Annotated in this window: 22 protein-coding genes; 3 read left to right on the top strand and 19 right to left on the bottom strand. The window is 70.4% G+C overall.

Going from position 1 to position 24,437, the window contains the following annotated elements; translation table 11 throughout:
* Positions 1–21 precede the first annotated feature (21 nt).
* A complete protein-coding gene (locus tag ACGFNH_RS01255) occupies positions 22–1,146 on the top strand; it encodes a mechanosensitive ion channel family protein (protein WP_393651463.1) in 1,125 nt (374 codons plus the stop codon).
* A gap of 90 nt (positions 1,147–1,236) precedes the next feature.
* Here the strand turns inward: ACGFNH_RS01255 and ACGFNH_RS01260 are convergent, their stop codons facing one another.
* From ACGFNH_RS01260 to ACGFNH_RS01285, 6 genes are all read right to left on the bottom strand, one after another.
* A complete protein-coding gene (locus tag ACGFNH_RS01260) occupies positions 1,237–1,983 on the bottom strand; it encodes an SDR family NAD(P)-dependent oxidoreductase (protein WP_393650889.1) in 747 nt (248 codons plus the stop codon).
* 60 nt (positions 1,984–2,043) lie between these two features.
* Positions 2,044–3,642, bottom strand: coding sequence for a Na+/H+ antiporter (locus tag ACGFNH_RS01265; protein ID WP_393650890.1), 1,599 nt, complete (start codon positions 3,640–3,642; stop codon positions 2,044–2,046).
* A 355-nt stretch (positions 3,643–3,997) separates the two neighbouring features.
* On the bottom strand, positions 3,998–4,462 hold the full coding sequence (locus ACGFNH_RS01270) for a GNAT family N-acetyltransferase (RefSeq protein WP_393651464.1): 465 nt from the start codon (positions 4,460–4,462) through the stop codon (positions 3,998–4,000).
* A 53-nt stretch (positions 4,463–4,515) separates the two neighbouring features.
* The gene (locus ACGFNH_RS01275) at positions 4,516–5,457 is read right to left on the bottom strand and encodes an RluA family pseudouridine synthase (RefSeq protein WP_393650891.1); all 942 of its coding nucleotides are present in this window, start codon (positions 5,455–5,457) and stop codon (positions 4,516–4,518) included.
* 108 nt (positions 5,458–5,565) lie between these two features.
* Positions 5,566–6,138: a signal peptidase II gene (locus tag ACGFNH_RS01280; protein WP_393650892.1), complete on the bottom strand. Its 573-nt coding sequence runs from the start codon at positions 6,136–6,138 to the stop codon at positions 5,566–5,568.
* Positions 6,139–6,220: 82 nt separating this feature from the next.
* Positions 6,221–7,315: a TraR/DksA C4-type zinc finger protein gene (locus tag ACGFNH_RS01285; RefSeq protein ID WP_393650893.1), complete on the bottom strand. Its 1,095-nt coding sequence runs from the start codon at positions 7,313–7,315 to the stop codon at positions 6,221–6,223.
* On the opposite strand from ACGFNH_RS01285, the gene ACGFNH_RS01290 reads away from it, so the two are divergent.
* Both ACGFNH_RS01290 and ileS read left to right on the top strand, forming a co-directional pair.
* Complete coding sequence (locus ACGFNH_RS01290; protein WP_393650894.1) at positions 7,302–7,430, top strand: hypothetical protein; 129 nt, start codon at positions 7,302–7,304, stop codon at positions 7,428–7,430. The two genes, ACGFNH_RS01285 and ACGFNH_RS01290, sit on opposite strands and share 14 nt — an antisense overlap.
* Positions 7,431–7,948: 518 nt before the next feature.
* The gene (gene ileS, locus ACGFNH_RS01295; protein WP_393650895.1) at positions 7,949–11,089 is read left to right on the top strand and encodes an isoleucine--tRNA ligase; all 3,141 of its coding nucleotides are present in this window, start codon (positions 7,949–7,951) and stop codon (positions 11,087–11,089) included.
* A 120-nt stretch (positions 11,090–11,209) separates the two neighbouring features.
* On the opposite strand, the gene ACGFNH_RS01300 is transcribed toward ileS, so the two are convergent.
* From ACGFNH_RS01300 to murF, 13 genes are all read right to left on the bottom strand, one after another.
* The gene (locus ACGFNH_RS01300) at positions 11,210–11,638 is read right to left on the bottom strand and encodes a hypothetical protein (protein ID WP_393650896.1); all 429 of its coding nucleotides are present in this window, start codon (positions 11,636–11,638) and stop codon (positions 11,210–11,212) included.
* 100 nt (positions 11,639–11,738) lie between these two features.
* Positions 11,739–12,812 (bottom strand): DivIVA domain-containing protein, encoded by a 1,074-nt coding sequence (locus ACGFNH_RS01305; RefSeq protein WP_393650897.1) that lies wholly within the window; start codon positions 12,810–12,812, stop codon positions 11,739–11,741.
* Between the two features lie 46 nt (positions 12,813–12,858).
* Complete coding sequence (locus ACGFNH_RS01310) at positions 12,859–13,143, bottom strand: YggT family protein (RefSeq protein WP_365256042.1); 285 nt, start codon at positions 13,141–13,143, stop codon at positions 12,859–12,861.
* A gap of 61 nt (positions 13,144–13,204) precedes the next feature.
* Positions 13,205–13,816: a cell division protein SepF gene (locus ACGFNH_RS01315; protein WP_393650898.1), complete on the bottom strand. Its 612-nt coding sequence runs from the start codon at positions 13,814–13,816 to the stop codon at positions 13,205–13,207.
* 124 nt (positions 13,817–13,940) lie between these two features.
* Entirely contained in the window at positions 13,941–14,660 is a 720-nt protein-coding gene (locus ACGFNH_RS01320; protein WP_393650899.1) for a YggS family pyridoxal phosphate-dependent enzyme, read from the bottom strand.
* 10 nt (positions 14,661–14,670) lie between these two features.
* Positions 14,671–15,402, bottom strand: a complete 732-nt coding sequence (pgeF, locus tag ACGFNH_RS01325; protein ID WP_393650900.1) for a peptidoglycan editing factor PgeF — start codon at positions 15,400–15,402, stop codon at positions 14,671–14,673.
* A 10-nt stretch (positions 15,403–15,412) separates the two neighbouring features.
* Positions 15,413–16,648, bottom strand: coding sequence for a cell division protein FtsZ (gene ftsZ / locus ACGFNH_RS01330; RefSeq protein ID WP_393650901.1), 1,236 nt, complete (start codon positions 16,646–16,648; stop codon positions 15,413–15,415).
* Between the two features lie 278 nt (positions 16,649–16,926).
* Positions 16,927–17,724 (bottom strand): cell division protein FtsQ/DivIB, encoded by a 798-nt coding sequence (locus ACGFNH_RS01335; protein WP_393650902.1) that lies wholly within the window; start codon positions 17,722–17,724, stop codon positions 16,927–16,929.
* A gap of 50 nt (positions 17,725–17,774) precedes the next feature.
* The gene (murG, locus tag ACGFNH_RS01340; protein WP_393650903.1) at positions 17,775–18,869 is read right to left on the bottom strand and encodes an undecaprenyldiphospho-muramoylpentapeptide beta-N-acetylglucosaminyltransferase; all 1,095 of its coding nucleotides are present in this window, start codon (positions 18,867–18,869) and stop codon (positions 17,775–17,777) included.
* A 6-nt stretch (positions 18,870–18,875) separates the two neighbouring features.
* Positions 18,876–20,363, bottom strand: a complete 1,488-nt coding sequence (gene ftsW, locus ACGFNH_RS01345) for a putative lipid II flippase FtsW (RefSeq protein ID WP_393650904.1) — start codon at positions 20,361–20,363, stop codon at positions 18,876–18,878.
* A gap of 55 nt (positions 20,364–20,418) precedes the next feature.
* A complete protein-coding gene (murD, locus tag ACGFNH_RS01350) occupies positions 20,419–21,882 on the bottom strand; it encodes a UDP-N-acetylmuramoyl-L-alanine--D-glutamate ligase (protein ID WP_393650905.1) in 1,464 nt (487 codons plus the stop codon).
* Complete coding sequence (gene mraY, locus ACGFNH_RS01355) at positions 21,879–22,949, bottom strand: phospho-N-acetylmuramoyl-pentapeptide-transferase (protein WP_393650906.1); 1,071 nt, start codon at positions 22,947–22,949, stop codon at positions 21,879–21,881. The genes murD and mraY overlap by 4 nt, the downstream gene beginning before the upstream one ends.
* A complete protein-coding gene (murF, locus tag ACGFNH_RS01360; protein ID WP_393650907.1) occupies positions 22,946–24,376 on the bottom strand; it encodes a UDP-N-acetylmuramoyl-tripeptide--D-alanyl-D-alanine ligase in 1,431 nt (476 codons plus the stop codon). Before murF ends, mraY begins: the two co-directional genes overlap by 4 nt.
* Positions 24,377–24,437 lie beyond the last annotated feature (61 nt).

Consider the following 24,437-nt stretch of genomic DNA (forward strand, 5'->3'; position numbering starts at 1 on the left):
CCGAAGGGAGCTGAAGTGTCCATGGAGGACGTGCTGCGTCCGGTGCTCGTGTTCGGCGGCTCGGTGGCAGTGACCGTCGTCATCGGCTGGATCGTCGACGTAATTCTGCGCAGAACCGACGCCAGGCACCCGGAGACCCCGCTGTGGGGCCTGTTGCGCCGGTGCAGAGTACCCCTCCAGGTCGTGCTGTGCGCCGCCCTGGTGCGCAGCACCTACGATCAGGCGCACATCGCCCGCGCGCACGGCAAGGGCATCGGCCAGGCACTGACGATCACCCTCATCGGTGCGACGGCCTGGCTGCTCATCCGGATCTCGGCGGCGATCGTGGAGTCGGCGTACTCGAAGTACGCGACGGGGACCCGGGACGCCGCCCGCGTACGGCGGGTCCGCACGCAGGTCACCCTCATCCAGCGCGTGGTGACCGCGGTCGTCGGCGTGCTGGGCATCGCCCTGATGCTGCTGACCTTCCCGGCCATGCAGACGGTCGGCGCCTCCATGCTCGCCTCGGCCGGTCTCCTCGGCATCGTCGCCGGTATCGCCGCCCAGTCCACCCTGGGCAATCTCTTCGCTGGGCTGCAGATCGCCTTCGGCGACATGGTCCGCATCGGCGACACGGTCGTGGTGGACGGCGAGTGGGGAACGGTCGAGGAGATCACGCTCACCTTTCTGACCGTGAAGACCTGGGACGAGCGCCGGATCACCATGCCGGTCTCGTACTTCACCAGCCAGCCGTTCGAGAACTGGTCGCGCGGCGGCCCGCAGATGACCGGCACCGTCTTCTTCCAGCTCGACCACGCCGCGCCGGTCGACCTCATGCGGGAGCGGCTGCACGAGATCGTGCAGGAGTGCCCGGCCTGGGACGGGCGCGACTGGAGCCTGGTCGTCACCGACACCACCCCGACCACGATGGAGGTGCGCGCCCTGGTCACGGCCCGGGACGCGGACACGGTGTGGGCGGTGCGCTGCGAGGTGCGGGAGCGGATGGTCGCCTGGCTGCGCGAGGAGCACCCGTACGCACTGCCGCGCATTGTCACGGCCACGGTGCAGGAGACCTACGGCACGGGCTCGCGCGGTCCGGAGCACAAGAAGGACGAAGGGGAGGACGGTCCCGGCGGAACGAGCGCGGGGGACGGCGCCTTCCGCTGACGTCCCCGCACGGCCGGTCGGGCCGGCGCGGTCTCCTCCGCGGCCGGGCTGCCCCCGGCTCTCGCCAGGGCGGACTGCCCCGGAGGCCGGCTAACGCCCGCGCTCCGCACCGCCGTTGACGTGGATCACCTGGGCGGTGATGTGGTCGGCCGCCGGGGAGGCGAGCCAGTGCAGCGTCCCGGCGACGTCTCCCGGGTGTCCGGCCCGGTGGTTGAGCGTCTCGTCGATCACCTTGCGGCGCCGCTCCTCCGGCAGCTCGCCGCCGAAGAACCCGGTCTCCTCGACGTAGCCCGGCGCGACGAGGTTCACGGTCACGCCGCGCGGCCCGAGATCCCGTGCGAGCGCGAACGCGTACGGGTGCAGCGCCGCCTTGGCGGAGCCGTACGCATGGGCGCCGGACCCGCGCAGGGCTGCGATCGAGCTGAGGAAGAGCACCCGTCCGCCGGGCGAGGCCATGTGGTCGCGGAGCGCCTCGGTAAGAAGCACGGCGGTGAGGACGTTGAGGCGGAAGTTGAGCGTCCAGTCGTAGGCGGTGGCGGCCAGCGGGTCTTCGGCACCAGCCGGGGCTTCGAGGCCGCCGTTGCCGCCCGCGTTGTTGACGAGGACGTCGACGGCGCCGAACTCCTCGCACACGAGGTGCGCGGCGCGAGCCACCGCATGCGGATCGGTCAGATCGGCGGGGCAGGGGAACGCTCCCGGGATCTCCGCCGCGGCCCGTTCGAGGACATCCGCGCGCCGCCCGATGAGCACCACGCTGTCGCCGTCCCGGGCGAAGGTCCTCGCCGTCGCGAGCCCGATCCCCGTACCGCCACCGCTGATGACGACTGTGCGCGACATCCTTGCCCATCTCCTCGTCCTGAGAGATCCCAGCGATCCGTAGAGATCAGGTCTCCGATCCTACGGCGGGCCGCTGCGCAGGCTCCGCATGTCGAGCTGGCGCAGGACGCGGTCCACGACCTCGGGGTCCGCGCCCGGTTCGCTGCGCGCCGCGAGCACCTCGTGGCGGGCCGCCGACAGCAGTTCGCCCTGGATCCGCTGAACCCGCCGGACGCGCTGGGTGCGCTTGCGGTGGGACTCGCGCCGCTCCTCGTCGACGATGTCGGGCGAGATACGGGAGGCCAGGTCGTAGGCGCGGCGGAGCATCTGCTCGGACAACTCCTCCGGCAGCTCCTCGACCTCCTCGATCTCGCGCAGCCGCCGCTTGGCCGCCTTGGCGACACGGACAGCCAGACGGCGCTCCTGCTCGCGCTCGACGTCGGTGTCATGGCGTACGTCGAGCCGGTTGACGAGCCAGGGCAGGGTCAGGCCCTGCAGCACCAGGGTGGTGAGCACGACGCCGAACGCGATGAAGACGATCTCGTCACGGGCGGGGAACCCCCCGCCGTCGTCGACCGTGAAGGGGATCGCGAGCGCCAGTGCGACCGAGGCGACCCCGCGCATCCCGGCCCACCACATGATCACGGTCTCCCGCCAGGTCAGCGGGATGTCCTCCTCGACGTCCGAGCGGCGGTGCATGCGCCGCGCGGCCCAGGCGGCGGGCAGCAGGTACAGCAGCCGGACCACGATGACGACCCCGACCACGGCGGCGGCCGCACCGAGCATCTGGCCCCAACGGCCCGTCGCGGTACCGAAGACGTTGTGCAGCTCCAGGCCGATGAGGCCGAAGGCGACACCGGTGACCAGGGTGTCGACGACGTTCCAGAAGGTGTCCCCGGCGAGCCGCCCGACGACGTCGTCGGGGTCCATCGCGTACTCCGCGAGGAACAGCGCGGTGGTGAGGACGGCGAGCACGCCCGACCCCTCGAACTCCTCGGCGAGGACGTACGAGACGAACGGCACGAGAAGCGTCAGGCCGATCTGCAGCGTGGCCTCGCCCAGCACCGCCATGAGCCTGTGCGTCGCCCAGCCGAGGCCCAGGCCGACCGCCACGGCGACCACCGCGGACAGCACCAGCTCACCGATCGCCCCCGGCACCGAGAAGGTGCCGCCCACCGCGGCGCCGAGCGCCACGTGGTAGAGCACGATGGCCGTGACGTCGTTGAACAGGCCCTCGCCCTCGAGGATCGACACCATACGGCGCGGCAGCCCGAGCTTCCCGGCCACCGCGGTCGCGGCCACCGGGTCGGGCGGTGCGACGAGCGCGCCGAGCACGCAGGCGGCCGCGATCGGCAGCCCCGGGACGACGGCGTGCGCGACCGCGGCGACCGCGGCCGTGGTGACGAACACCAGCGCCACGGCCAGCAGGAAGATCGGCCTCCGGTTGGCCGCGAACTGCCGCCAGGACGTGCGCTGCACGGACGCGTACAGCAAGGGCGGGAGGACCAGCGGCAGGATCAACTCGGGCGGCACCTCGACGTTCGGTACGAACGGCAGCAGCGCGCTGACGATCCCGCCGAGCGTCATGAGCACCGGCGGGGGCACGCCGAGCCGCTCGCCGAGCGGGACCGTGACCAGGGCTCCCAGGAGCAGGGCGAACAGCAGGGCCAGTTGGTCCACGGTCGGCACGCTCCGGGAGGTCAGGAACGGATGATCAGCGGACCAAGCGTGCCATGGGCGCGGAACGGACCGCCCCGGCGTCCGGTCCGCGGACGCGGTCCCACCAGTACGGGTTGCTCAGCGCGGCTCGGATTCGGCCCCCTACGGCTCGGGCGCCGGACGGACGCGAGCCGGGGATCACGGGTCCAGGCGTCCGGGCGTCCGGGCGTCCGGGCGTCCGGGCGCCTCAGTTGCCCCATCCCGGCGTCCGTCCGGCCGAGGCTTCGCCCCGCCGGCTTCCCCAGGCACTGCCCGGGAGCGATTCACATGGATGCGGCCGAACGGTTCTTCGCGACGCGGCGTACGGCGGCTTCGCCTACGGCTGGAGCGGCTTGCGCATCGACCGGTGGGCGATGCCCGCCTCCCGGAACTCCTCGCCGTAGGCCGTGTACCCCAGCCGTTCGTAGAAGCCGGTCGCCGACTCCTGCGCGTGCAGGTCGATGGCGCTCAGGCCGAGCCGCCGTCCCTCCCCCTCCATGGTCCGCACCAGCGCGGCGCCGACCCCCAGGCGCCGCGCCGCTCGCGTGACGGCGAGGCGGCCGAGCACGCCGACGCGCTCGTCACCGCCGTTCCTGGCCGCGGCGGGCGGACCGTGCAGCAGCCGTCCGGCACCCAGCGGCCCGTCGGGGCCGACGGCCAGGACGTGCACGGCGCCGCGGTCGTCCGCGTCGGACTCGAGCGCGGCGGGCACGCCCTGCTCGCCGACGAAGACCTCCGTGCGCACCGCGAAGCAGGCGTCACGGTCGCCGTCGCCCTCGGCGACCCGCGCCTCGTACGGCAGCCCGCGCGGTGCCCCGGGAGTTGACGCATCGGACAGGGAGGACGCGCCCGCGGTCACGCGCTTTCCGAGCGGACGATGTCCAGCGCCCGCTGCAGGTCCTCCGGGTAGGTGCTCTCGAACTCCACCCAGCTTCCGTCCGACGGGTGCTCGAAGCCGAGCCTCACCGCGTGCAGCCACTGGCGGCCGAGCTTCAGCCGCTTGGCGAGGGTGGGGTCGGCGCCATAGGTGAGGTCGCCGACGCAGGGGTGGCGGTGGGCGGCCATATGGACCCGGATCTGGTGGGTGCGGCCGGTCTCCAGCTTGATGTCGAGGAGGCTGGCGGAGCGGAACGCCTCGATCAGGTCGTAGTGCGTGACGCTCGGCTTGCCCTCGGCCGTCACGGCCCACTTGTAGTCGTGCTGGGGGTGGCGCCCGATGGGGGCGTCGATGGTGCCGCTCAGCGGGTCCGGGTGGCCCTGGACGAGGGCGTGGTAGCGCTTGTCGACCGTGCGCTCCCGGAACTGTGTCTTGAGAGTGGTGTACGCGCGCTCGGACTTCGCCACGACCATGAGGCCCGACGTACCGACGTCGAGGCGGTGGACGATCCCCTGGCGCTCGGCGGCACCCGAGGTGGAGATCCGGTAGCCGGCCGCGGCCAGCCCGCCGATCACGGTCGTGCCGCTCCAGCCGGGGCTGGGGTGGGCGGCGACGCCGACGGGCTTCATGATCACGACGATGTCGTCGTCGTCGTGCACGATCTCCATGCCCTCGACGGGCTCGGCGACGATCTGGACGGGCGGCGCGGCCTGCGGCATCTCCACCTCGAGCCAGGCACCGCCGCTCACGCGGTCGGACTTGCCCGCGGTGGCGCCGTCGACCTGGACCTTCCCCGAGGCCGCGAGCTCGGCGGCCTTGGTCCTGGAGAAGCCGAACATGCGGGCGATGGCGGCGTCGACGCGCTCACCCTCCAGGCCGTCGGGTACGGGCAGTGTGCGGATCTCGGGAAGCGTGCTCACCCGTCGAGTATGCCGGACTGCGGGCAGCGACTCGTACGCCTACTCGCACACCCGCTCGTACGCCCCCGGACGACCGGCTCCGACCGGTGCCGTTCGTGCCCGCCCGGCTCAGTCCTTGTGGACGGTGCCGTCCGGGTCGAGTCCGCGGAAGGAGAGGATCACGATCAGGATGCCGCCGCAGACGATCGCGGAGTCGGCGAGGTTGAACACCGCGAAGTGGGCAGGCGCGATGAAGTCCACCACGGCGCCGTGGAAGAGCCCGGGCGAGCGGAAGATGCGGTCGGTGAGATTGCCGAAGGCACCACCGAGCAGCAGTCCGAGGGCGATGGCCCACGGCACGCTGTAGAGCTTGCGGGCGATCCGTGCGATCACGACGATCACCGTGACCGCGATGACGGTGAAGACGATGGTCAGGGCCTCGCCGATGCCGAACGCGGCACCCGGATTCCGCACCGCCTCGAACTTGAGCAGGTCGCCCACGACCTCGATCGGGGGATGGTGCTCCAGCCGGGCCACCACGATCATCTTGCTGACCAGGTCCAGGGCGTACGCGAAGGCGGCGACCCCGAGCAGGACAGCGATCCGCCGCCTGCCCTTGGACGCGGGCTCCCCGACCTGGTCCGGCTCCGGCGCCCCCTCCTCGAACCCTGGAGTACCGATCGTCCGCTCCGCCTCTGCCACGTCAGTCCCTCAGCCTGTGTCCCCGGGCCGGAACGTGCCCGGCCGAACTGAGGACGAGAGTACGGCACACACGTGCGGCCACTCAGTGCCGCTCCTGCTTCTGCTTGCATTCCACGCACAGGGTCGCGCGCGGGAAGGCCTGCATCCGCGCCTTGCCGATCGGGTTGCCGCACGACTCGCAGAGCCCGTAGGTGCCGGCGTCGAGGCGCTCGATCGCACGCTCGGTCTGCATGAGCATCTCCCGTGCGTTGGCGGCGAGCGACAGCTCGTGTTCGCGGGTGATGTTCTTGGTGCCGGTGTCGGCCTGGTCGTCCCCGGCGCCGTCGCCGGAGTCGCGCATCAGGCCGGTGATCGCCGCATCGGAGGCGAGGAGCTCGTCGCGCAGGCGCTCGGCCTCCTCGCGCAGCTCGTCGCGGGCCGCCGCCACCTCCTCCGGTGTCCAGGGGGACTCTCCGGGGCGTACGGCGAGATCGCCGGGCGCAGCCTTGGTGGCGAGCGCGGGGGACGCGGTGGAAGCGGCGGCCGCGGGGGCCTTCGCCGCGGCGGACGCCCGGCCCGCGGTCTTCTTCGCAGCCACCGATCCGGCTCCCGTCTTCTTCGCGGCGGGTCTGCGGGCGGCCGGCGCCGCCTTCTTCGCCGATGCCGCCTTCTTCGCCGATGCGGCCTTCTTCGCCGTGGACTTCCGGGCCGCGGACTTCGCCGGCACCGCGGTTCCGGCCTTTTCCTCCACGGCTTCCTGTACCGGCGCCGCCTTGCCCTCGGCCGCGGCCTTCGGTGCGGTCTTCTTCGCGGCGGTCTTCTTCGTGGCCGTCTTTTTCGCCGTGGTCTTCTTCGTATCGCTCTTCTTCGCCGCGCTCTTCTTCGCAGCAGTCTTCTTCGCCGTGGCCCTGGCCGCGGTCCTCCCGGTCCCGGAGGTGCCCGGCGTGAGCTCCTCGGCCGCGGTGACCGGCTCCGAGCCGGGCTTCTCCGGCTCGGACTGATCGGATGCGGAGCCCCGGGCCGCCGTCTTCCTCGGCGCGGTCTTCTTCGGTGCCGTCTTCTTGGAGCCGGTCGTCACGGCGGTCTTCTTCGCCAGGGCATTCCTCGCAGCCGACTTCTTCGGGGGCGCGGTCGTGGCCGCCGCTCCCTGCGGCTTCTTCTCCGTCGCCGTCTTCGCTACTCGCGTGGTCGTTTTCACGGTGCTCTTCCTCGCCGACGATTTCCTGGACGGCGTGCCGGGCGATCCGGCCGACGCCGACTTCTTCACGGCGGACTTTTTCGCCACCATGGTCGCGGCCCCTTCACATATGTGATCTTGCACGCGAGTCGTGCTGGGACGATAAATCGACTCCAGGACGGCGGCAACGGGGCAAACCACCGCTGCCACACCATCCGGGCGGGTCTGCATCCGTTGTGCCCCACTCCCCGCGCCGTAATCCGCCGCCCGGACTCCGTCGTGCGCCATGTCGCCATTCGGGTCACGGGAAATCCGGTCGGCCGCGGTGGGCGATGCCCCGTACACTGGGCGCAGCGAAAGGCGTGGAAGGGGACGAGTAGCGCCGTACGCAGCCATGAGCGACCCGGGGACGGTGCGAGCCCGGGGGCGAGCGCGACGTGAAGATCACCCCGGAGTCGCCGGAAGAAAGCTCCGCGGCAGCGGCCCAGTGGCCGGCGGTCCGCGAGCGAGTAGAACCGGCTTCGCGGCCCCAATGAGGGGGCGGTGAGAGCAGTGCTCACCGCCAAGGAGGGTGGTACCGCGGGAGCCCGTGCTCTCGTCCCTCCGACGGACTGCATTTTTCTACAGACGTGATGTCCGCCGGAGGAAGATCCGATGACGCAGTACCGCCAGGTGCCCGCCCAGGTCGACCTGCCCGCGCTCGAGCACGCCGTGCTCGACTTCTGGCGCGAGGCCAAGGTCTTCTCCCGCAGCCTGGAGCAGACCGAGGGCCGCCCCGAGTGGGTCTTCTACGAGGGCCCCCCGACCGCCAACGGCATGCCCGGGGCCCACCACATCGAGGCCCGCGTCTTCAAGGACGTCTTCCCCCGCTTCCGGACCATGCAGGGCTACCACGTCGGCCGCAAGGCCGGCTGGGACTGCCACGGCCTGCCGGTCGAGCTGGCGGTCGAGAAGGAGCTCGGCTTCACCGGCAAGCGGGACATCGAGGCGTACGGCATCGCCGCCTTCAACGCCAAGTGCCGCGAGTCGGTCACCCGTCACACCGACGCCTTCGCCGAGCTGACCACGCGCATGGGCTACTGGGTCGACCTCGACGACGCCTACCGCACCATGGACCCGGAGTACATCGAGTCGGTCTGGTGGTCGCTGAAGGAGATCTTCGGCAAGGGTCTGCTCGTCCAGGACCACCGCGTCGCCCCCTGGTGCCCCCGCTGCGGCACGGGCCTGTCCGACCATGAGCTGGCGCAGGGCTACGAGACGGTCGTCGACCCCTCCGTCTACGTCCGCTTCCCGCTGACCTCCGGCCCGCTCGCGGGCGAGGCGGCCATGCTCGTCTGGACGACGACCCCGTGGACTCTGGTCTCCAACACCGCGGTCGCCACCCACCCCGACGTGACGTACGTGGTGGCGACGGACGGCCAGGAGAAGCTGGTCGTCGCCGAACCGCTGCTGGAGAAGGCGCTCGGCGAAGGCTGGGAGACCACCGGGCAGACGTTCACCGGCCGCGAGATGGAGCGCTGGACCTACGAGCGCCCCTTCGGGCTCGTCGAGATCGAGAACGCCCACTTCGTGGTCAACGCCGAGTATGTGACCACCGACGACGGCACCGGCCTGGTCCACCAGTCCCCCGCCTTCGGTGAGGAGGACCTCAAGGTCTGCCGCGCGTACGGGCTGCCGGTGGTGAACCCGGTCCGCCCCGACGGCACCTTCGAGGAGGACATCACCCTCGTCGGCGGCCAGTTCTTCAAGAAGGCCGACGAGGCGCTGGTCGCCGATCTGCACACCCGCGGCCTGCTCTTCAAGCACCTGCCGTACGAGCACAGCTATCCGCACTGCTGGCGCTGCCACACCGCGCTGCTCTACTACGCGCAGCCGTCCTGGTACATCCGCACCACCGCGATCAAGGACGCCCTCCTCCGGGAGAACGAGCACACCAACTGGTATCCGGAGGCGGTCAAGCACGGCCGCTTCGGCGACTGGCTCAACAACAACATCGACTGGGCGCTCTCCCGCAACCGCTACTGGGGCACACCGCTGCCGATCTGGCGCTGCGAGGAGGACCACCTCACCTGCGTCGGCTCCCTCACCGAGCTGTCCGAGCTGACCGGCACCGACCAGTCCGGCCTGGACCCGCACCGCCCGTTCATCGACGGAATCACCTTCACCTGCACCGCCGAGGGCTGCTCGCTGACCGCGACGCGGGTCCCCGAGGTGATCGACGCCTGGTACGACTCGGGCTCGATGCCGTTCGCGCAGTGGGGCTACCCGTACCGCAACAAGGAGATCTTCGAGAAGCGCTACCCGGCGCAGTTCATCTCCGAGGCCATCGACCAGACCCGCGGCTGGTTCTACACGCTGATGGCGGTCGGCACGCTCGTCTTCGACAAGTCGTCCTACGAGAACGTGGTCTGCCTCGGCCACATCCTCGCCGAGGACGGCCGCAAGATGTCCAAGCACCTGGGCAACACCCTCCAGCCGATCCCGCTGATGGACCAGCACGGGGCCGACGCGGTCCGCTGGTTCATGGCGGCCGGCGGCTCGCCCTGGGCGGCCCGCCGCGTGGGCCACGGAACCATCCAGGAGGTCGTCCGCAAGACCCTGCTGACGTACTGGAACACGGTCGCCTTCCAGGCGCTGTACGCCCGGACGTCCCAGTGGACACCCAGCGACGCCGACCCGGCCCCGGCCGAGCGCCCGCTGCTCGACCGCTGGCTGCTGAGCGAACTGGGCGCTCTCACCGACCAGGTCACCCAGGCCCTGGAGGCGTACGACACCCAGCGCGCCGGCAAGCTGCTGTCCGCCTTCGTCGATGATCTGTCCAACTGGTACGTACGCCGGTCCCGCCGTCGCTTCTGGCAGGGCGACAAGGCCGCGGCGCGGACGCTTCACGAGGTGATCGAGCGGATCACCCAACTGATGGCGCCGATCGTCCCGTTCATCACGGAGCGGGTGTGGCAGGACCTGATCGTTCCGGTGACGCCGGACGCACCCGAGTCGGTGCATCTGTCGCCGTGGCCGGCCGCCGACACCGCGCTCATCGACCCCGAACTCTCGCGCCAGATGGTGCTGGTGAGGCGGCTGGTGGAGCTGGGGCGTGCGACGCGTGCCGAGTCGGGTGTGAAGACCCGTCAGCCGCTGTCCCGTGCCCTGGTCGCGGCGGCCGGCTTCGAGGCCCTGGGAGCCGAACTGCGCGCCCAGATCGCCGAAGAGCTCAACGTCAGCGAACTCGCTTCACTGTCCGAGGTCGGTGGATCCCTGGTCGACACCACGGCCAAGGCCAACTTCCGCGCGCTGGGCAAGCGGTTCGGCAAGGGAGTCCAGGCGGTCGCGAAGGCCGTGGCCGAGGCGGACGCCGCCGCGCTGTCGATCGCGCTCCGCAACGGCACGGCATCGGTGGAGGTGGACGGCGGGACGATCTCCCTCTCGCCGGAGGAGGTCATCATCACCGAAACCCCGCGCGAGGGCTGGTCGGTGGCCTCCGACTCGGGTGCGACCGTGGCGCTCGACCTGGAGATCACCCCGGAGCTGCGGCGTGCGGGGCTGGCCCGTGACGCGATCCGGCTGATCCAGGAGGCGCGCAAGAACAGCGGTCTCGACGTGGCCGACCGGATCGCGCTGCGCTGGGAGTCCGCGGACGAGGAGGTCCGTACGGCACTCGCGGACCACGCCGCGCTCATCTCCGACGAGGTGCTCGCCACGGACTTCGCACCGGGTGAGGCGGACTCCTCGTACGGCGACCCGTTCGAGGACGCGGGCCTCGGCCTCACCTTCCGCCTCCGCAAGACCGAGGCGTAGCACGGAGCGAGGAGGCGGCGCGTCCCGGCCGGGGCGCGCCGCCTCCTCGCATCAGTATCCCGACGTATCCAGTACGTGGTCCTGTACGTGTCCCGTACGTGTCCCGTACGCCCGAGGGCCTCAGCCGAGCTGGAGGCGCTCCGAGAGCGTGCCCCGGGGACCGGACGCCACGTAGAGCATGTGCGCGACAAGCGCGTTGGGGCTCTCGTACACGGTGAAGCCGCCCGTGGTGAGGATCTGGCGGATCGCCTCCCGCATCACATCCGCAACATGGGCCCCGTAGCGCACCACCGGTGCCTCGGCCTGGTGTTGGAGAGTGCACCGAGTGATCGCGGACGACAGCCACGGATGGATCCGCCACTCCACGTAGACGCCTCCGGTGGCGTCACTTCCCGGGTCGATCGCCACGCGGACGCCCGCGCTGACGCGTGCGTCCATCCCGGGAACGACCGGCAGCCCCGCCGCGGCCAGCTCGGTCGACACATCCTCCGCGAGCATGCCCCATCGCCGCCGCGTCTCGGCGCTCGCCTGCTGGTAGCCGTCGCCCATGGTGGGGACGTTAGCGCAGAAAAGGGCCGGGCCCCGGGATTCGCCCCGGGGCCCGGCCCTTGATCTGCCGACTGCTACGCGCTCATTGCGCGATGTTCCGTCAGTTGTCGTCCTCGTCGATGAGGAATCCCCGCATCGGGGACGGTGCCTGCTGCATCGGCTGCGGGCCCTGCGGCCGCACCGGCGCCATCGGCTGCGTCATCGCCGGGGACATCTGCTGCTGGCCGCCGTACGACGGGCCACCGCCACCCGGGCCGTGGCCGTGACCGTGACCGCCCATGGACTGGTTGCCGCCCATGGTGTGGCCGCCCATGCCGGCACCTGCACCCGCCATCGACGGGGACGGCGGCAGGGATGCGGTGGCCGGGGTCCGCGGCGGAGCCAGCGAGTCGTCGGCCTGGTTCTCGAGCTGACGGAGCTGGCTCTCCAGGTACGACTTCAGACGCGTGCGGTACTCCCGCTCGAAGCCGCGCAGGTCCTCGACCTTGCGCTCCAGCGTGGCGCGGGCGGACTCCAGGGAGCCCATCGCGACGCGGTGCTTCTCCTGGGCGTCCCGCTCCAGCGCGTCGGCCTTGGCGCGGGCGTCCCGCTCCAGGCCCTCGGCACGGCTACGAGCCTCACCGACGATCTTGTTGGCCTCGGAACGGGCCTCCGCGATCGCCTGGTCCGCGGTCTGCTGCGCGAGCGAGAGGACGCGGGCGGCGCTGTCGCCACCGGGACCCTGCTGCGGCAGGTGCGGACCACCGGGACCACCGGGGCCGCCCATCGGACCACCCATGGGACCGCCCTGGCCCATGGGACCGGGACCGTGCGGCCCCTGGGGGCCGTGGCCACCGGGACCGGCAGGCAGCTGGGGTGCTCCACCGGGCAGCTGGGGCGGGCCCATCTGCTGCTGCGGCGGCACCGGCTGCGGGCCCGATATGGCGGCGGGCACGGGGGCCCCGCCTCGGTCCTGCTGGTCCGGAGGCTTGCGCATACCCTGCTGCTGGTTCTGCGCGGCGGCACGGGTCGCTGCGGCCAGCTTGGCGCGCAGGTCCTCGTTCTCCCGCAGCAGCCGGGTCAGTTCGGCTTCGACCTCATCGAGGAAGGCATCGACCTCGTCCTCGTCATAGCCTTCTCGGAGGCGGACGGTCGTGAACTGCTTGTTCCGAACGTCCTCGGGGGTCAACGGCATCTCTTCACCTCAACGTAGTCGTCGGCATATCGGCAGACCGTATCGTTCACAGCCGGCTCACGACGGTGATCAGGATGTAGACGATGATCATCAGTACGAAGAAGGACAGGTCGAGCGCCACGCCCCCGAGACGCAGCGGCGGTATGAACCGCCGCAGAAGCTTGAGTGGCGGATCAGTGACAGTGTAGGTGGCTTCGAGGACCACCACCATGGCCTTCCCGGGTTGCCACGAGCGGGCGAACTGGAAGACGTAGTCCATGACCAGCCGGAAGATCAACACGATGAGGAAGCAGTACAGCGCGATGTAGATCACCTGGAGTGCGATGTCCATCTCGCGGTGCCTCTCCCCTTACTCGTGCCGGGCCTCGCGGCCTCGTGACCGGTGTTGCGTCTCAGCTTTGGTTGAAGAACCCGCCCTCTGCGATACGGGCCTTGTCCTCCGCCGTGACATCGACGTTAGCAGGCGACAAGAGGAAGACCTTCTGCGTCACTCGCTCGATACTGCCGTGAAGACCAAACACCAATCCAGCCGCAAAGTCGACAAGTCGCTTCGCATCGGTGTCATCCATCTCCGTCAGATTCATGATCACCGGGGTGCCCTCACGGAAGTGTTCCCCGATGGTACGGGCTTCGTTGTACGTCCGGGGGTGCAGAGTCGTGATGCGGTAGGGCTCACGCTCGGACACGACTTTGGGCATGATCACCGGGGCGTTCTTCTCCAAATTCTGACGTTCAGGTGTGATGGACGCCACGGGGGCGATACGCGCGGGTCGTCCGCTTTCCGCGGCAAGAGCCAATGGCTCACGGGGAGCCGGGGTATGGACGACACGTACCGATTCGTCCTGTTGTGTCCGTTCGGACTGATGGGACTGGTGTTGTCGGCGAGGCCGCTCGGGCTCCGGCTCGGGTTCGAAATCATCATCGGGGTCGAAGCCCCGGCCGTCGTACCCATCGTCCTCCACGAGGCCGAGGTAGACCGCCATCTTGCGCATCGCGCCGGCCATGCTCTGCGTCCTCCGCTCTGTGGTGGATCGGCTCCGTCACCGGTTGCCGTGGATCCACTCGGCCTGACCGCCTATTGACGGAAATGACCATATTTTCTACTGTGGTCCGACTTGCTTGGCGACGTTACCGGAGCCGGGGTCTGACTCCGAGTACCGCAGTGCCGACGCGTACATGTGTCGCTCCGGCCGCCACGGCGTCCTCGAGGTCCGAGCTCATACCTGCCGAGACCATGTTCGCAGCAGGATGCTCCACGCGCAGGCGTGCGGAGATTTCCATCAGCCTCTCGAATGCCGCCCGTTGACGGCCTTCGTACACGCCGGAGAGGGGTGCGACGGTCATCACACCGCCCAGGCGCAGCCCTTCCGCACCGGCGATCGCGCGGGCGATCTCCGGCACCTCCTCCGGCGCGGCCCCGCCCCTGTCCACGGCGTCCCCTTCCCCTGCGTCCAGGGCGACTTGGATGAGACAGCCGACCTCGCGGCCGGCACGTACGGCCGCACCCGAGAGGGCGTTGACAAGTCGCCTACGGTCCACGGATTGCACCATATCGGCGTAACTCACCACGGAACGCGCCTTGTTCGTCTGAAGTTGCCCTACGAAGTGCCAGTCGAGGGTGAGCCCGGAGCACTCGGCCGCCTTGGGCGCCGCCTCCTGGTCCCGGTTCTCCGCGACATGGCGCACGCCCAGCTCCGCGAGCAGCCGGACATCGCTCGCGGGGTAGGTCTTGGTGACCACGACGAGGGTCACCTCTTCCCGCTTGCGGCCCGCGGCGGCGCAGGCCGCGCAGATACGTTCCTCCACCCGCGCCAGGTTCTCGGCGAGTTGAGCCCTGCGGTCAGTCATGCGAGTCCCATCAGTCCAGCCAGACATGGCCGGCCAGCCGACCGGTCGTGCGATCACGCCGGTAGGAGAAGTAATCGGTCGATTCCAGCGTGCAGATGTGACTCTTCTCGCACATCTCAACGCCAAACCGGGCAAGTTGAGCGACCACGCCGGCCGTGACGTCCACAGCCGGGGTTCCCCAGCTGGTGGTCGACCACGCCTCCGGGACGTCCCGCGCCACCTCCGCCCGCATGTCCTCCGGCACCTCGTAGCACCGCCCGCAGATCGCCGGCCCCATGACGGCGGTGATCCGCGACGCTTCCGCGCCGAGGGCGAACATCGCCTCCACGGTCGCCGGGACGATGCCTGCCACCATGCCGGGACGCCCGGCGTGCGCCGCGGCGGCGACGCCCGCCACCGGGTCGGCCAGCAGAACGGGGGTGCAGTCGGCGGTGAGAACGGCGAGGCCGAGGCGGCGGCGGGTGGTCACCAGCGCATCCACGCTCGGGATCTTCTCGTCCGGCTTCCACGGACCGTCGACGACGGCCACGTCCCGCCCGTGCACCTGGTTCATCCAGACGACGTCGCCGGGGACCAGGCCCAGCTCCTTCGCGACGAGTTCGCGGTTCGCCCGTACGGCGCCGGGGTCGTCGCCGACCGCGCCACCGAGGTTGAGCTGCTCATAAGGAGCGGCGCTCACCCCGCCCCACCGGTCGGTGAAGGCGAAGTGCGCGCCGCTCGTTCGATGCTGGTGCCCTATCACGTCGGGCCGGTTACTTCAGGAAGTCCGGGACGTCCAGCTCCTCGGCCTGGCTGTCCTGGTACGGGCGGGCCGACGGCACCTGCGGCGGGGCGACCGGAGGCGACGGCACCTCGCTGACCGGGGCCGGCTCGTTGCGCTCCGGCTCGGCCTCGTCGGCGTCGCGCGGGGCGACGGCGCCCAGCCCTCCGAAGGAGGGGCGGCTGCCGGTGTCGGAGGAGGACGGACGGTTGCCGCCCTGGTACGACTCCTCGCGACCGCTGCTCGTACCGAGAACCTTGTCGCGGTTCTTGGACGGCGGCTGGCCGCCGTCGAAGCCCGCCGCGATGACGGTCACGCGGACCTCGTCGCCGAGGGCGTCGTCGATGACCGCGCCGAAGATGATGTTCGCCTCGGGGTGGGCCGCCTCGCTGACGAGCTGAGCGGCCTCGTTGATCTCGAACAGACCGAGGTCCGAGCCACCGGAGATGGAGAGCAGCACACCGCGGGCGCCGTCGATGGACGCCTCCAGCAGCGGCGAGGAGATGGCCATCTCGGCGGCGGCCACGGCGCGGTCGTCGCCACGGGCCGAGCCGATGCCCATGAGGGCGGATCCGGCCTCGGACATCACGGACTTGACGTCGGCGAAGTCGAGGTTGATGAGGCCGGGAGTGGTGATGAGGTCGGTGATGCCCTGGACACCGGAGAGCAGGACCTGGTCCGCGGACTTGAACGCGTCGAGCACACTCACCTGGCGGTCGGAGATCGACAGCAGGCGGTCGTTCGGGATCACGATGAGGGTGTCGACCTCGTCGCGCAGCCCCGCGATGCCGTCTTCGGCCTGGTTCGCGCGGCGGCGGCCCTCAAAGGTGAACGGGCGCGTGACCACGCCGATGGTCAGGGCGCCCAGCGTGCGCGCGATGTTCGCGACGACCGGTGCGCCACCGGTACCGGTGCCGCCGCCCTCACCTGCGGTCACGAAGACCATGTCGGCCCCCTTGAGGACCTCTTCGATCTCCTCGCGGTGGTCCTCGGCGGCCTTGCGGCCGACGTCGGGATTGGCGCCGGCGCCGAGTCCGCGGGTGAGTTCGCGGCCGACGTCGAGCTTGACGTCGGCGTCGCTCATCAGCAGGGCCTGTGCATCGGTGTTGATCGCGATGAACTCGACGCCCTTGAGACCGACCTCGATCATCCTGTTGATGGCATTGACGCCACCGCCGCCGATCCCGACGACCTTGATGACTGCGAGGTAGTTCTGCGGTGCTGCCACGTCGAAGGCCTCTCGCCTCGAGTTACGTGTCCGGCCTCCCGCGATTTTTCGCGGAGCGCGGACGCATGCCGATTTGGGACGGTCCAAAGCCGACCCGAACCCTAACGGTCAAGTTTAGGGTTACCAGTTGTGTCTGCCCTGTGGACTCTTCGAACGAGACACTAAGTCGACAAGTGCTGCGCGTTCAACGAACACGCCGAACCTCCCGTTTTTCTTTTCACCCTATGTGATCACGCCATGTGCTAGCCAACCAGGGTGCTGGCGCGCCGCTCCAAACGTCAACTCCCTGACACCACAGGGGCGGTAGGAGCACTGACATCGAAGTGCTCGGCGCCCCGCGCCGTTTTCATGAGTGCGAGAAGTGTCTCCACCTTGGCGGCTCCGCGTTCGCTGCTTCCCCACGCCACGGTCCGATCCCCCGTCAGTTCCAGCGTGATGGAGTCATATGAACTGACTCGGACGACCCGGGTGTCACGTCGAATCACCTCCGGGAGTCCGGCCGCGACCCGGACCGCCTCCCGCTCGAGCCTCTCCGGGCCGAATCTCCGAAGACTCGGCGAACGGCTCGCATCCAATTCCAGAAGCGGAACGCCTTTCGGCGCCTCGGGAACGGTCGCGAAGCGAACTCCGCCACTGTCCACTTCGATGAACTTTCCGCCCTTTTCAATAAGGACTTCCGGTTTGCGCTCCGTTACTTTCAGTCGGATTTCGTCGGGCCAGACCCGTACGACGTCCACCGCGCCGATACGCGGCAGCTTCGCGCGGAGCCGGGCAGCGATCCCCTCCGTGTCGATGGACATGAGCGGGGTGTTGAGCGGTACGGCCGCCACCTCCGTCACCTGACGGGGTGTGAGAACCCGGGTTCCCCGGGTGCTCACCGTGTCCACCCGCAACCACTTCGAGCCGTAGACGACCCAGACTCCGGCCGCGACGACGAGCACCACCAGGGCCAGGGTCACGAGGAGGAAGCGGCGACCCGGCAACAGGAACCGGAACTTCCGTTTCCTGGGCACCCGGGGCGGGCCGGACGGCGCTGACTTCCTGGCACCACGATCGGCGGTCGTCGGTCCGGCCACGCTCCCTGGCTCCTTCCGGGGGCCCGGGGAAACCCCGGGCCGTTACGGCCTCACGCCCTGTGACGCGCGGCCACGGCCTCGTACACCATGCCGACGAGCAGGTCGTCGGCATCCCGGCGGCCGAACTCCGCGGCGGCGCGGGACATCTCGTACAGCCGGTGCGGGTCGCACAGCACCGGGCGCACCTGGTTCTGCACCCACTCCGGCGTCAGCTCGGCATCGTCGACCAGCAGGCCGCCGCCCGCCTTGACCAGAGGCTGGGCGTTGAGCCGCTGCTCGCCGTTGCCGATGGGCAGCGGCACGTAGGCGGCAGGAAGTCCGACCGCGGAGAGTTCGGCGACGGTCATCGCGCCCGCGCGGCAGAGCATCATGTCGGCCGCGGCGTACGCGAGGTCCATCCGGTCCACATACGGTACCGGGACATAAGGGGGCATTCCCGGCATGTTGTCCACATGCGGCATTTCGTTCTTCGGGCCGACCGCGTGGAGAATCTGGACGCCGGAGCGCTGGAGCGCGGGGGCGACCGCCTGCACCACCTCGTTGAGGCGGCGGGCTCCCTGCGAGCCGCCGGAGACCAGCAGCGTCGGCAGGTTGGGGTCGAGACCGAAGGCGGCACGGGCCTCCGGGCGCACCGCGGCCCGGTCGAGGGTGGCGATGGAGCGGCGCAACGGGATGCCGATGTAGCGGGCGTTGCGCAGCTTGCTGTCGGGGGTGGCGACGCCGACCTGGTGCGCGTACCGCGAGCCGATCTTGTTGGCGAGGCCGGGGCGGGCGTTGGCCTCGTGGACGACGATCGGTACGCCCAGATGCTTGGCGGCCAGGTACCCGGGCAGGGCGACATAGCCCCCGAAGCCGATCACGCAGTCGGCCTTGGTCCGCTCCAGGACCTTCTCGGCCGCCTTGATGGTGCCGCGCAGCCGGCCGGGGACGGTGATCAGCTCCGGCGTGGGCCTGCGGGGCAGCGGTACGGCCGGGATCAGCGCCAGTTCGTACCCCCGCTCGGGTACGAGCCGGGTCTCCAGTCCGCGCTCAGTGCCGAGGGCTGTGACCCCTACGGTCGGGTCCTGCCTGCGCAGGGCGTCCGCGAGGGCGAGCGCGGGCTCGATGTGACCGGCGGTCCCCCCACCGGCTAGTACGACATGCACCGAAATTCACCGCTCTCCGGACGGCCGCCTCCTGGCGCGCCGTCGCATCGTCTTCCGTCTCACACCCGCCAGCTTCCTCCGGAACGCCGGCTGCCGCGTGGCCAGGGCCACGCGGGCCGAGGGCTCGGCTCGCGCGAACGCGATCAGCAGCCCGACGGCGAACATGGTCGGCAGCAGAGCGGACCCTCCGTAGGAGAACAGCGGGAGCGGGACGCCGGCGATCGGCAGCAGACCGAGCACCGCACCGATGTTGATCACGGCCTGAGCCGTGATCCAGGTGGTCACACCTCCCGCGGCGTACCTCACGAAGGGGTCCTCCGTGCGTCCGGCCACGCGGATACCCGCATAGCCTAGAGCCGCGAAGAGTGCGAGCACCGACAGCGTCCCCGCCAGGCCGAGTTCCTCCCCGGTCACGGCGAAGATGAAGTCGGTGTGCGGTTCCGGGAGTTCACCCCATTTCTCCACACTCGCACCGAGCCCGGAGCCGAACCATCCGCCGTTGGCCAGGGCGTAGATCCCGTGCACGGCCTGCCAGCAGCGGTCGCCCTCGCCAGGCTCGGTGGCCCCCAGGCACGCGAGCCGTGCCATCCGGTTCTGGCTCGTGGTGATGAGGATGATCCCGAGAACGCCGGCGCCCGCGAGCACGCCCGCGAAGAGCCGCGTGGGCGCCCCGGCCAGCCACAGCAGGCCGAAGAGGATCGCGGTGAGGATGATCGCGGTGCCCATGTCGCCGCCGAGCATGATCAGCCCGAGGAGCATGAACGCCGCGGGGACGAGCGGGACGAGCAGATGCTTCCACTGGGTCAGCAGGCGCAGGTCCTGCTTGCGGGCGAGCAGATCGGCGCCCCACAGGACGAGCGCGAGTTTGCCGAACTCGCTGGGCTGGAGCTGGAACGGGCCGCCGAGCTGCAGCCAGTTGGTGTTGCCGTTGACGGTGTGCCCTATCCCCGGCACCTGCACCAGGGTCATCAGGAAGACGGAGACGGCCAGCAGTGGATACGCCAGCAGGCGGTGGGCGCGTACCGGCAACCGGGAGGCGAGCAGCAGCAGCCCGGCACCGAGGACCGCGGCGACGAGCTGCTTGCGGAAGTAGTGGGTGGGCGCGAGCCCGGACTGCAGGGCCTGGATCATCGACGCCGAATACACCATCACCAGACCGAGCACGGTGAGCAGGAGGCTCCCGCCGAGGATCAGGTAGTACGCGGTGAGCGGACGGTCCCAGGCACGCCGGAGGCGGGTGGGGAGCTGCTGCAGCCCGCGCAGCGCGCTGCCGCGCGGGGGTCGCGCCGGGGTACGGGCACCGGCTCCGCCCGGTCGCGCCGGCCTCGGCCGTACGGGGCGGGGCGCGGCCGTGCGCTCGCGCAGCGCCACCAGCGGGCCGCCGGCTCCCGCCGCGGCCGTGCTCAGACGGCGGACGGCGGCGATGCGGCCGCGCAGAACCGCCACCGGTCGCGACCGGCCGTCCGCGGCGGTACCGGGCTGCTCGGCCGTCATGTCCCCTCCGTATGTCTGGTGCGCCGGATACTTGCACGGCGGGGACGCTCCGGCTCTACTGCCCCTGTTCGCCGCCGGCCGTTCGCAGTCCGCGTACGGCTTCGGCGAAGGCGTCCCCGCGCATGCCGTAGTTGACGAACATGTCCATGGAGGCACAGGCCGGGGCCAGCAGGACGGTGTCTCCCGGCCGGGCGAGCCGCGACGCCTCCCGGACCGCCGCGGTCATCGCCCCAGTGTCGGTCCGGTCGAGGTCCACGACCGGGACCTCGGGGGCGTGTCGCGCGAGCGCTTCGCGGATCAGGGCCCGGTCGGCGCCGATGAGAACCGCACCGCGCAGCCGGCCTCTGGCACCGGCGACGAGCTCGTCGAACGTCGCTCCCTTGGCGAGGCCGCCGGCGATCCACACGATGTGCTCGAACGAGGCGAGAGACGCCTCGGTGGCATGGGTGTTGGTGGCCTTGGAGTCGTTCACGTACGCGACGCCGTCGACATCGGCGACATGGGCGATGCGGTGCGCGTCGGGGCTGAAGGCGCGCAGCCCGTCGCGTACTGCCCCGGGCTCGACGCCGTAGGCGCGGGCGAGAGCGGCGGCGGCCAGCGCGTTGGCGATGTTGTGCGGGGCGGGCGGCCTTACGTCGGAGACCTCGGCCAGTTCCTGGGCGCTGCTGTGGCGGTTCTCCACGAAGGCGCGGTCGACGAGAATGCCCTCGACGACGCCGAGTTGGGAGGGCGCCGGGGTGCCGAGGGTGAAGCCGATGGCGCGGCAGCCCTCCTCGACGTCGGCGGCGCGGACCAGTTCCTCGGTGGCCGGGTCGGCGGCGTTGTAGACGCAGGCGACCTGGTTGCCCTCGAAGATCCTGCCCTTGTCGGCGGCGTACGCCTGCATCGAGCCGTGCCAGTCGAGGTGGTCGGGCGCGAGGTTGAGGACGGCGGCGGAGTGGGGGCGTACGGAGGGCGCCCAGTGGAGCTGGTAGCTGGAGAGCTCCACGGCCAGGACGTCGTACGGCTCGGCCCCCTCCTGCCCCTGGGCGAGTACCACGTCGATGATCGGGGTGCCGATGTTCCCGACGGCGGCCGTACGCAGCCCGGCGGCCGTCAGGATCGAGGCGAGCATCTGGACGGTGGTGGTCTTGCCGTTGGTGCCGGTGACGGCGAGCCAGGGGGCGGCCCCGGGCCGACGGAGCCGCCAGGCGATCTCCACGTCGCCGACGACGTCGACACCGGCCTCGGCCGCGGCCAGGAACAGCGGGCTGTCCGGCTTCCAGCCGGGCGAGGTGACGACCAGCTCCGTGGCCTCGGGGAGCGTGGCACCGTCGCCGAGCCGGACGGTGATCCCCTCGCCCTCAAGGGACTTGGCGGTCTCGCGCTGCCGCTCCCCGTCGCCGCCGTCCACGACCGTGACGACGGCCCCGAGGCGGGCCAGGGCGCGGGCGGCGCTCACGCCGCTCACACCGAGGCCCGCGACGGTGACTCTCCCCCAGCTGCCGCCGGGAGGTGCCCCCGTGTCCTGCCTGGTCACTTGTCGGCCGCCCAGCCCGCGTAGAAGAGCCCGAGACCCACGATCACGCACATACCTTGAATGATCCAGAATCTGACCACCACGAGCACTTCGGTCCAGCCCTTGAGCTCGAAGTGGTGCTGCAGCGGCGCCATCCGGAAGACCCGCTTGCCGGTGAGGCGGAAGGACCCGACCTGGATCACCACGGACATGGTGATGAGGACGAACAGTCCGCCGAGCAGGGCGAGCAGCAACTCCGTACGGGAGCAGATCGCCAGGCCCGCGAGCGCGCCGCCGAGGGCGAGCGAACCGGTGTCGCCCATGAAGATCTTGGCGGGTGAGGTGTTCCACCACAGGAAGCCGAAGCACGCGCCCATGAGGGCGGAGGCGACGACGGCGAGGTCGAGCGGATCGCGGACCTCGAAGCACGCGCCGGGGTTGGTGAGCGTGGCGGCGTTGGCGCAGGACTCCTGGTACTTCCACACGCCGATGAAGGTGTACGCGCCGAAGACCATCACGGAGGCGCCGGTGGCCAGGCCGTCGAGACCGTCGGTGAGGTTCACGCCGTTCGACATCGCGAGGATCATGAACAGCGCCCAGATGGTGAAGATGACCGGGCCCAGCGCCCACCCGAAGTCCTGGGTGAACGACAGCTTGTCGATGGCGGGCGTCTGGCCGCGCGAGTCGGCGAAGTTGAGCGAGAGGATCGCGAAGGCGATACCGACGATGAGCTGGCCGGCCATCTTCGCCTTGGCGCGCAGGCCGAGGCTCCGCTGCTTGACGATCTTGATGTAGTCGTCCAGGAAGCCGACCAGGCCCATGCCGGTCATGAGGAAGAGCACGAGCACGCCGGAGAAGGTCGGCTCGCTGGAGGTGATCACCTTCGTCAGGACGTACGCGATGAGCGTGGCCAGGATGAAGGCGATACCACCCATGGTCGGGGTGCCGCGCTTGCTGTGGTGGTCTCGCGGACCGTCGTCGCGGATGAACTGCCCGTATCCCTTGCGGGCCAGCAGGCGGATCAGCAGCGGAGTACCGACCAGGGTGAGGAAGAGCCCGATGACTCCGGAGAAGAGGATCTGCCTCATCGACCGGCGACCTCGCCCTCGCCGGCACCCTCCAGGAGGGCCTGCGCGATCCGTTCCAGGCCGGCCGACCTGGATGCCTTCACCAACACGGCATCCCCCGGGCGCAGCTCAGTGCGCAACAGGTCGATCGCCGCCTCCGCGTCGGACACGTGCACCGACTCCTCACCCCACGAACCCTCGTTCTTGGCGCCCATGTCGAGCCAGGCGGCCTCCTGGCCCCCCACCGCCACGAGCTTGCTGACGTTGAGCCGGACGGCCAGCCGTCCGACAGCGTCGTGCTCGGCCAGCGACTCGTCGCCGAGCTCGGCCATAGGACCGAGGACCGCCCATGTGCGGCCCCCTTTCTCCCGGGAGGCTGCTCCCATGGCGACGAGCGCGCGCAGGGCGGCTCGCATGGAGTCGGGGTTCGCGTTGTAGGCGTCATTGACGACCGTCACGCCGTCCGAGCGCTCGGTGACCTCCATCCGCCAGCGGGAGAGCTGTCCCGCCTCGGAGAGCGCCTGGGCGATCTCGTGGGCGGGCATGCCCAACTCGTGGGCGACGGCGGCCGCGGCGAGCGCGTTCGACACGTGGTGCTCACCGTACAGGCGCATGGTCACAGTGCTGCACCCGGTCGGTGTGCGAAGCGTGAACGTGGGTTGCCCGGTGGCCGTGAGGCCGACGTCCTCGGCACGGATGTCGGCCTCCCCCGCCTCGCCGAACAGCACCGTACGGGCCTTGGTGCGGGAGGCCATGGCGCGTACGAGAGGGTCGTCGGCGTTGAGCACGGCGACGCCGCCCTGGTCCTCCGGGGGCAGGCCCTCGACCAACTCCCCCTTGGCCTGGGCGATCTGCTCACGACCGCCGAACTCGCCGATGTGGGCGGTGCCGACGTTGAGGACGAGCCCGATCCGGGGCGGGGTGAGCTCGGCGAGATAGCGGATGTGGCCGACGCCGCGGGCGCCCATCTCCAGGACGAGGTGCTGGGTGCCGTCCTCGGCGCGCAGGGCCGTGACCGGCAGACCGATCTCGTTGTTGAAGTTGCCGAGCGTGTAGACGGTGGGCCCGATCCGCTCCAGGAGCTGGGCGATCAGGTCCTTGGTGCTGGTCTTCCCGGACGAGCCGGTGAGGGCCACGACCGTGGCGCCCAGGCGCTGCACGACATGGCGTGCGAGGGCGCCGAGGGCGGCGACGACGTCGTCCACGAGGATCGCGGGCACGCCGACGGGGCGGGTGGCCAGTACGGCGACTGCTCCCGCTTCGACGGCGCGCTGCGCGTAGTCGTGTCCGTCGACCCGCTCACCGGGGAAGGCGGCGAAGAGGCTGCCGGGCCGTACCTCCCGGGAGTCGATGACGACGGGTCCTGTCACCTGCCGGTCGGGGTCAGGTATGTCGCTCGGCCGCCCGGAGACCACCTGGGCGATCTCGGCGAGGGAGAGGGCGATCACCGGTCACCTCCGTCACGGCTGGGAGATTTCCGGCTGGTGTTCGGTGCGCGCATGGCGTTGT

The organism is Streptomyces sp. NPDC048639 (genome assembly GCF_043199075.1).
GTDB lineage: Bacteria > Actinomycetota > Actinomycetes > Streptomycetales > Streptomycetaceae > Streptomyces.